The sequence below is a fragment of the Streptomyces sp. SID13666 genome (assembly GCF_010548325.1).
GTDB classification, from domain to species: Bacteria; Actinomycetota; Actinomycetes; order Streptomycetales; family Streptomycetaceae; genus Actinacidiphila; species Actinacidiphila fildesensis.
On record NZ_JAAGLX010000068.1, the window covers coordinates 25,627 to 32,982 of the forward strand.

The 7,356-nt window shown below is 72.2% G+C and carries 7 protein-coding genes and 1 pseudogene; 3 read left to right on the forward strand and 5 right to left on the reverse strand.

What is annotated here, in order from left to right; translation table 11 throughout:
• Positions 1 to 26: 26 nt before the first annotated feature.
• Positions 27 to 806: an SGNH/GDSL hydrolase family protein gene (locus G3I60_RS40890; protein ID WP_164299422.1), complete on the reverse strand. Its 780-nt coding sequence runs from the start codon at positions 804 to 806 to the stop codon at positions 27 to 29.
• Between the two features lie 131 nt (positions 807 to 937).
• Here G3I60_RS40890 and G3I60_RS40895 point away from each other — a divergent pair, with 131 nt between their 5' ends.
• Together G3I60_RS40895 and G3I60_RS40900 are read left to right on the forward strand one after the other, a co-directional pair.
• The gene (locus G3I60_RS40895) at positions 938 to 2,143 is read left to right on the forward strand and encodes an RNA ligase (RefSeq protein WP_343241885.1); all 1,206 of its coding nucleotides are present in this window, start codon (positions 938 to 940) and stop codon (positions 2,141 to 2,143) included.
• A 5-nt stretch (positions 2,144 to 2,148) separates the two neighbouring features.
• Positions 2,149 to 3,069 carry an AAA family ATPase gene (locus G3I60_RS40900; RefSeq protein WP_164299426.1) on the forward strand — a complete coding sequence of 307 codons (921 nt, stop codon included), beginning with the start codon at positions 2,149 to 2,151 and terminating at the stop codon, positions 3,067 to 3,069.
• On the opposite strand, the gene G3I60_RS40905 is transcribed toward G3I60_RS40900, so the two are convergent.
• Positions 3,054 to 4,568 carry an NAD(P)/FAD-dependent oxidoreductase gene (locus G3I60_RS40905; protein ID WP_343241886.1) on the reverse strand — a complete coding sequence of 505 codons (1,515 nt, stop codon included), beginning with the start codon at positions 4,566 to 4,568 and terminating at the stop codon, positions 3,054 to 3,056. The two genes, G3I60_RS40900 and G3I60_RS40905, sit on opposite strands and share 16 nt — an antisense overlap.
• Complete coding sequence (locus tag G3I60_RS46105; protein WP_232485508.1) at positions 4,565 to 4,759, reverse strand: hypothetical protein; 195 nt, start codon at positions 4,757 to 4,759, stop codon at positions 4,565 to 4,567. Before G3I60_RS46105 ends, G3I60_RS40905 begins: the two co-directional genes overlap by 4 nt.
• A gap of 160 nt (positions 4,760 to 4,919) precedes the next feature.
• On the opposite strand from G3I60_RS46105, the gene G3I60_RS40910 reads away from it, so the two are divergent.
• Positions 4,920 to 5,450: a universal stress protein gene (locus G3I60_RS40910; protein WP_164608460.1), complete on the forward strand. Its 531-nt coding sequence runs from the start codon at positions 4,920 to 4,922 to the stop codon at positions 5,448 to 5,450.
• Between the two features lie 27 nt (positions 5,451 to 5,477).
• On the opposite strand, the gene G3I60_RS40915 is transcribed toward G3I60_RS40910, so the two are convergent.
• Positions 5,478 to 6,686: a phosphodiester glycosidase family protein gene (locus G3I60_RS40915; RefSeq protein ID WP_343242007.1), complete on the reverse strand. Its 1,209-nt coding sequence runs from the start codon at positions 6,684 to 6,686 to the stop codon at positions 5,478 to 5,480.
• A 425-nt stretch (positions 6,687 to 7,111) separates the two neighbouring features.
• Positions 7,112 to 7,356: pseudogene (locus tag G3I60_RS40920) on the reverse strand (hypothetical protein); the annotation flags it as partial.

Consider the following 7,356-nt stretch of genomic DNA (forward strand, 5'->3'; position numbering starts at 1 on the left):
CCGCAGGAAGACCGTGTCGGCGCTCGTCAGCCCTGGTCGCCCGGGTACGGGAGCAGCTCGCCGCGCTTGGGTGGCATACCGTCGCCCGAGGAGCGGCCGGTCAGCCGTCGGCCGATCCACGGCACCAGGTGCTCGCGCGTGAAGCGCAGGTCGGCGCCGCGCCGCGTCACCCAGCCCGGCGGCACGGCGGGCGGCAGCAGCTCCGTCCAGTCCGACTCCGGCTCGTGGCCGAGCGCCTGCCAGACCGCCTCCGCCACCCGGCGGTGGCCCTCGGCGTTCAGATGCAGCCGGTCGTCGGCCCACATCTGCGGGTCGCCGAGCACCCCCGACCCGTAGAGGTCGACCACGATCGCGCCGTGCCGTTCCGCGAGGGTGTCGAGGAACGCGAAGAGCTGCTCCATACGCGGCAGGAAGCGGGCCGCGACGGGTCCCCGGCGGATCGGGCTGCGCATGAGGACGAGCTGCCCGCAGTCGGGCGCCAGCTTCTCGACGGACTGCTCCAGCAGCGCGCAGACCGCGTCGACGTCGCACTTGGGCCGCAAGGTGTCGTTGAGCCCGCCGACCAGCGTGACGAGGTCGGGGCGCATCGCGGCGGCGGTGTCCACCTGCTCGTCCGCGATCTGCCGGATGAGCTTGCCCCGCACCGCGAGGTTGGCGTACCGGAAACCGGGGGCACGGGCGGCGAGGCGCCCGGCGACCAGGTCGGCCCATCCCCGGTACGAACCGTCCGGGAGGGCGTCGGACATTCCCTCGGTGAAGGAGTCGCCGACCGCGACAAAACTGGTGTACGTGGCATTCATCTGCATGGCGCGGGCGATCCTACCCGCCACCGGGCGGTGTCCGCTGCGCGACCGATGATGATCAATAATTCGATCGCACGAACCAGCGATACCGGTCACGCTGCATCAGACACCCCATGACCCGACCAGGAGCAGCCGTGACCGACCTCGAAACCCTCGTCAAGCCCGAAGACCTCGTCGCGGCCATCGAGTCGGGACACGTCTCGCGCAAGCAGCACCCCGAACTGCCCCTCTCGATCTACACCTACACGCGCACCTGCCAGTACGAGCGCGCCTGGAACGCCGTCACCACCCGCTGCCGCGGTCTGGTGGCCGACGACGAGACCGGTGCGATCGTGGCGTGGCCGTTCGAGAAGTTCTTCAACGTCGGGGAGCACGGGCTCGGGCTGCCGTACGCGCCGGCACTGCCCGTCGAGCCGTTCGAGGTGTACGACAAGGTCGACGGATCGCTCGGCATCGTCTTCCACTACGACGAGCGCTGGCACGTCGCCTCCAAGGGCTCGTTCACGTCGGAACAGGCCACCTGGGCGACGCGGCGGCTGCGGGCCGCCGACACCGGCGCGCTCGACCCGCGGAGCACCTACCTCGTCGAGATCCTGTACCCGGAGAACCGCATCGTCGTGAACTACGGCGAGCGGCGCGACCTCGTGCTGCTCGCGGCGTACGCGCACGACGGCACCGAGCGCGTCCTCGGCGGGGCCGCGGTGGAGTGGCGGCCGATCGGCTCCGTGGTCCGTAGCTGGCCCGCGCCCGAGCTGGCCCGGCTGCTCGAGATGACGGCCGACAACATCCGGATCGACGGTCAGGAGGTCACCGGAACGGACGCCGAGGGATACGTCCTGCGGTTCGCCTCCGGGGTGCGGACGAAGGCCAAGACCGCGGACTACGTGCGGCTGCACAAGGTCATCACCGGTGTCACCGAACGGGACATCTGGCGCAGCCTCGGCATCCAGCGGTTCGCCGACCGCGACCCCAAGCGGCTCACCCAGATCCTCGGCTGCCGGCCGCAGGAACTGGCCGCCTACGCGGCGAGCGGCACCGGTCCGCTCGACGCGCTGCTGGAACAGGTCCCGGACGAGTTCGACGCCTGGGTGCGCGGCATCGTGGAAGGTCTCGAGGCACAGGCCGAAGCGCTGGCCGCGAGCGCCCGGGAGGAGTTCGCGGCCCTCGCGCCGCTCGGCCACGACCGGGCCGCGTTCGCCCGCGCCATCCAGCGGATCAGCGACCGGACGGTGCGCGGCACCATGTTCCAGCTGCTCGACGGACAGAACGTCGATCTACAGTTCTGGCGGGCGATCAAGCCCGGCCCCTCCGACCCTTTCGCGAACGACGAAGAAGGCTGAACCCGATGCCCACCGTGCACGTCATGACCGGTCTGCCCGCCTCCGGGAAGACCACCGCCGCCCGCCAGCTGTGCGCCGACTCCGAAGGCCGCGTCCGGCGTGTCAACCTCGACGACCTGCGGGTCATGCTCGGTGACGGCGGCAGCGGCGGCGGCCGGCAGTGGTCGCACGAGCACGAGCAGACAGTCCTCGCCATCCAGGACGCCGCCGTGCGGGAGACGGTCGCCGCCGGTTTCGACGTCGTCGTCGACAACACCCATCTGACCCCGAACATCCCCAAGCGGCTCAAGGCCGCCGTCGGCGGCCTGGCGGTCTTCGTCGTGCACGACTTCACCGATGTGCCGATCGAGGAGTGCCTGCGCCGCGACGCGGCCCGCGCCAACCCCGTGGGCGAGGAGATCATCCGCATCCTGGCCGACAAGCACGCCAAGTCCACCCGAGGCGGCTGGCGGCTCACCGACGCCTGGATGAACGACACACCCGCCGTCCAGCTCTACACCGCGGACACGACCCTGCCCGACGCGGTGATGTGCGACATCGACGGCACCCTCGCGATCAACCAGAACCGCAATCCGTACGACTTCAGCCGCTGCGAGCAGGACGGCCTGAACACCTCGGTGCGCGACGCCCTCGTCGCCTTCCAGAAGGCGAACGGCGACCGGATCGTGCTGCTGTCCGGCCGCGGTGAGGAGTTCCGCGCCCAGACCGAGGCCTGGATCGCGGCACACGACGTGCCCTGCGACGAGCTGTGGATGCGGCACGCCGGTGACACGCGCCGCGACGACATCGTCAAGGCCGAGCTGTTCGACGCGCACGTCCGCGACCGCTACAACGTGCGCGTCAGCCTGGACGACCGCGACCGGGTCGTGGCGATCTGGCGCCGGATGGGCCTGCCGACCTGGCAGGTCAACTACGGGAGTTTCTGAGCCAGGGGCTCGGTCGCCGGCAGGCGGCTGAACCGGACGCCCGCGTCCTCCAGCGGGCCGCGCCGCAGCATCAGGATGTCGCGCGGGTAGTTCTGGTACAGCCGCCAGGGCGCGGTCGGGCCCTGCTTGGGCAGCGCGGCGGCACTGCGCCGCACATAGCCGGACCGCAGGTCGATGAGGGGCTCCAGGGGCAGCGACGGCTCCGGGGCCAGCGGGGTGCAGGCCCGGTATCCGTGCGCGGCCATGTGGTTGAGCAACCGGCACACGTACTGGCTGACCAGGTCGCACTTGAGCGTCCAGGAGGCGTTGGTGTAGCCGAGGGCGAGGGCGAAGTTCGGTACGCCGGAGAGCATCATGCCCTTGTACGCGACGGTTCCGGCGAGGTCGATCTCCGTGCCGTCGACGGCCAGTGTCATGCCGCCGATGGCCAGCAGGTTGAGTCCGGTCGCGGTGACGACGACGTCCGCGTCGAGCTCGACGCCGGACTCCAGGCGCAGGCCGTTCTCGGTGAAGGTCTCGATGCGGTCCGTCACGATCGACGCCCGGCCGTCGCTGACGGCCTTGAACAGGTCGCCGTCCGGGACGAGGCACAGTCGCTGGTCCCACGGGTTGTAGCGCGGGGCGAAGTGCGTGTCGATGTCGTAGCCGAGCGGGAGCTGCTTCCGTACGCCCTTGCGCAGTACGGCCTTGAGCAGCCGGGGCGCACGGCGGCTGAGCTGGAAGCTCAGGGTGGCCAGCAGGACGTTCTTCCATTTGATGGCCGGGTGGGCGGCCTTCGCGGGGAGCAGCCGGCGCAGCCGGTCGGCGAGGGCGTCGCGGGACGGCATGGACAGCACATAGCTCGGTGAGCGCTGCAGCATCGTCACGTGCCCGGCCGTGGTCGCCATCGACGGCATGAGGGTGACGGCGGTGGCGCCGCTGCCGATGACCACGACGCGCTTGCCCGCGTAGTCGAGATCCGCCGGCCAGTGCTGGGGGTGCACGATCGTGCCGGTGAAGTCCCCGGTGCCGGGGAAGTCCGGTGTGTAGCCCTGGTCGTAGCGGTAGTAGCCGGAGCAGACGAACAGGAACGCGCACGTCATCCGGACCGTGTCGCCGGTGCCGGTGCGGAGGACGTGCACGGTCCACAGCGCCTGTTCCGAGGACCATTCCGCGCGCACCACCCGGTGGCGGAAGCGGATCGCGCCGTCCACTCCGTGCTCGCGGGCGGTGTCGCGGACGTACTCGCGGATCGCGTCCCCGTCGGCGATCGCCTTGGCGCCGGTCCAGGGCCGGAACGTGTAGCCCAGCGTCTGCATGTCGGAGTCCGACCGGACGCCGGGGTAGCGGAACAGGTCCCAGGTGCCACCGATCGCCTCGCGGGCCTCCAGGATCGCGAACGTCCTGTTCGGGGTCTCCCGCCGGAGATGGCAGGCGGCGCCGATCCCGGACAGGCCGGCACCGACGATCAGCACGTCGACGTGTTCCGCGGGCGCGTCGTCACCGATCGGGGGGTTCACGCACCCGGCTCCGAGCGGGAGAGCGCCGCCGCGGGGAGGGACGGCTTCGGCCGGCGTGGTTCGCGGACGCCGGCGGGCGGCGGACCGCCGGGACCGCCGCCGCCCGGCCGCACCCGGCGCCGGAACCGACGCAGCAGGGCCACCAGCGGGATGATCGGCAGGGCGAGCAACAGCCATGGGTTCCTGGTCATCTGCTTCATCTGCATACTCCGACACTCCGCTCACCGCCCGGCGTGCGCCATAGCCCTTACAGGCTAAGGGACGCCGCTCCCGCCGAGCCGGCCGTCGCTGTGGCACTGTGAGTGGCGCCGCAGACGACCGGAAGTCCGACGACCGGAGGCCCGACGACCCGTGACCACGATCATTTGGATCACCGAGGACGCTTGGCAGGCGACCGTGGACGCCGCCCGCTCACACGTTCCGGACACGGCCGAACTCACCCTGCTCCATGTCACCGGTGACGACGTCGAGGACGCCGCGCACGGCGCGTTCGCCGGTCTGCTCGGCCGGGGTCACCGCGAGCGCGATCCGGGCGACTATCTGGAGGCGCTGTCCGCGACGGCCGGCGCCGAACTCCTGGAAGCGGCGGCCGACCGGCTCGGCCGGCCCGCGGCCCGGCTGCAGGTCCACGGGCGCATCGCTCGGGAGGTGGTCCGGGCGGCGGAGGGCGCCGAACTGCTGATCTGTGCGCGGGACGGCGACCTCCACCGGCTGGGGCCGCGCAGTCTGGGGCGCGACGGCCGTTTCGTCGTCGACCACGCGCCCTGTCCCGTCCTGCTGGTGTGGCCCGAACCCGCCCCCGGTCTCGGCTCGATCCCGCCCCCGCCGACCGGCCCCCCGCCGCCGCATCCGCACCACGGTCCGGAGCACCACGGGGCGTGAGCGTGTCAGTGCGGTAGGGCGGTGGCGTCACGCGGAGGAGATCACGCCGATCCCGTTCGGCACCGGGCGTTCGGGCACGCCGGACGGATGGTTCCGCACCGTGCTGTACGCGGCGCCCGGGGGCCGGGTGACGAGGGTGGACGAGCCGCCTCCGTCGAGATCGACGGCGCCGTCGGCTCCGAGGGCGCGCAGCAGGCGGGCCAGTTCGCCGAGGGTCAGTCCGTCGTCGTGCTCGGCGCCGCTGTCCAGGGCCAGCAGGTACAACCGGCGGCCTTGGCCGCTGAAGCCGGCGGCGGTCCGGGTGGCGGCGGCGGTCTCGTCGAGGCCGTCGTGCGGGACGCCGCCGCGCAGCACCGGATACCCGCCGATCGCGAAGGCCAACGGGACGCTTCCGGTGGCCCGGAGGCGGTGCCGGACGTGTACGGGGTCACCGATCCGCAGCCGGCGCAGTGCGCGGGCGCCGGCCTCGCGCCCCACCAGGACGACCGACCCGCGCGGGACGACGCCTTCGCCCAGGGTGGCCGAGGCCGAGGTGACGCGACCGTGGTGCACCGTCACTTCGTAGGGGTCGGTGCCGCAGGCGGCGGCGCGAACGTCGTTGGTTCCGCAGCTGGCCCGTGCGCGAGAGGCGGGTCCCCAGGCGGAGGTGTACGCACCGATGCCATCCACGGGCAGTGCGTACTGGTTGAAGCCGGCGAGCTCCCAGGTCCCGGACGGGGTGACGACGGCGCCCCGCAGCCGCAGCCGGTCCAGCCGGGCAGCGCCGTCGGCTCCGATGCCCAGCACGTCCTCGTCGGTGGCTCCCGGCACCAGCGCGGGCCCGTAGCGCTGGCCGTCCGGAACAGCGGCCTTGAGCGGTCGTCCGTCCGCGACGGCCGGCCCTACGGTGGAACCGGTCGGCCGCACGCCCGGATGCTCGACCTCGGTGATGTCGAAGAAGTCGCCGTTGACGGCGGCGACCGCGCCGCGCGCGTCGGCCAGCCGGGACACCGGTGCCCGGATGCCGGTCACCGCGCCACTCGTGCCGGGCCGCAGCAGCTCGATCTTCATGCGCGCGTCGTCCAGATCGACCGTCAGGAGGTGGCCGTGCGCGGTTCCGTGGGACGCGGTCACCGAGAACGTCTCGTACCGCACGCCGGGCGCCAGATGTGCCGCGTTCGAGAGCCGCAGGCCCGGATCGGCGTCGGCGCTCCCCGGCGCCGCCACGACGACCAGGGCGCTCCAGACGGCGGTCACGACGACCGCCCTACGTAAGCGGCGCCCGGGCCGGGAGTGACCGCGGGAGCCGGATGGACCGGCGGGCAGGCGCGAGGTGGCGCGGAGCATGGGCCGGACCTTTCTTGCCTGTGCGACGACGCGTGTGTGCTGACACGTGCTCGGTGACACGTGCGGTGACGTGCCGCGGTGACAGCGGCCGTTGCCGCCTGGGGGAGTGGCACCGCAGCCGGTCGGGCGGAGGACGGCGGACCGCTCGGTCCTTCTTCCCGGTCAGGGCCACCGGCAGCCGCGTACGCCGTTCCGTTCCCGCTGTTGGCGTAGCGCACCCGACCGTCCTGCCGTGCCGGACATGCCGAAGGGACCGGCGGACGGGGGCCCAACCCCTGTCCGCCGGTCCCTTCGTGGAGCTCCGGCCGCGCCGGTGGCGCGCTGCCTCCCAGGCGCTAGTCGATCGTGATCGGGCCGTCGGTCGGCTTGTCCCGGCCGGTGTCCTTCTCTGTGTCCTTGTCTGTGGGCTTCGGCTTCACCGGCTCCGTGGGCCCGGCGGCCGGCTTCAGGTATCCCTGCAGCTCGAGCAGGCCGTTGTCCTTGCCCGGACGGGGGTACTCGGTGGAACCGCTCAGGTTCTTCCGAACCGAGTCCAGGATGGTCAGCCCCTGGCCGACCAGTCCCGCCGCGATCTCACTGA

Excerpts from the sequence above, each read along its gene's own strand:
- G3I60_RS40900 (WP_164299426.1), top strand. The coding sequence starts at position 2,149 with ATGCCCACCGTGCACGTCATGACCGGTCTGCCCGCCTCCGGGAAGACC.
- G3I60_RS40890 (WP_164299422.1), bottom strand. The coding sequence starts at position 806 with ATGCAGATGAATGCCACGTACACCAGTTTTGTCGCGGTCGGCGACTCC.
- G3I60_RS46105 (WP_232485508.1), bottom strand. The coding sequence starts at position 4,759 with ATGACCAGGAACCCATGGCTGTTGCTCGCCCTGCCGATCATCCCGCTG.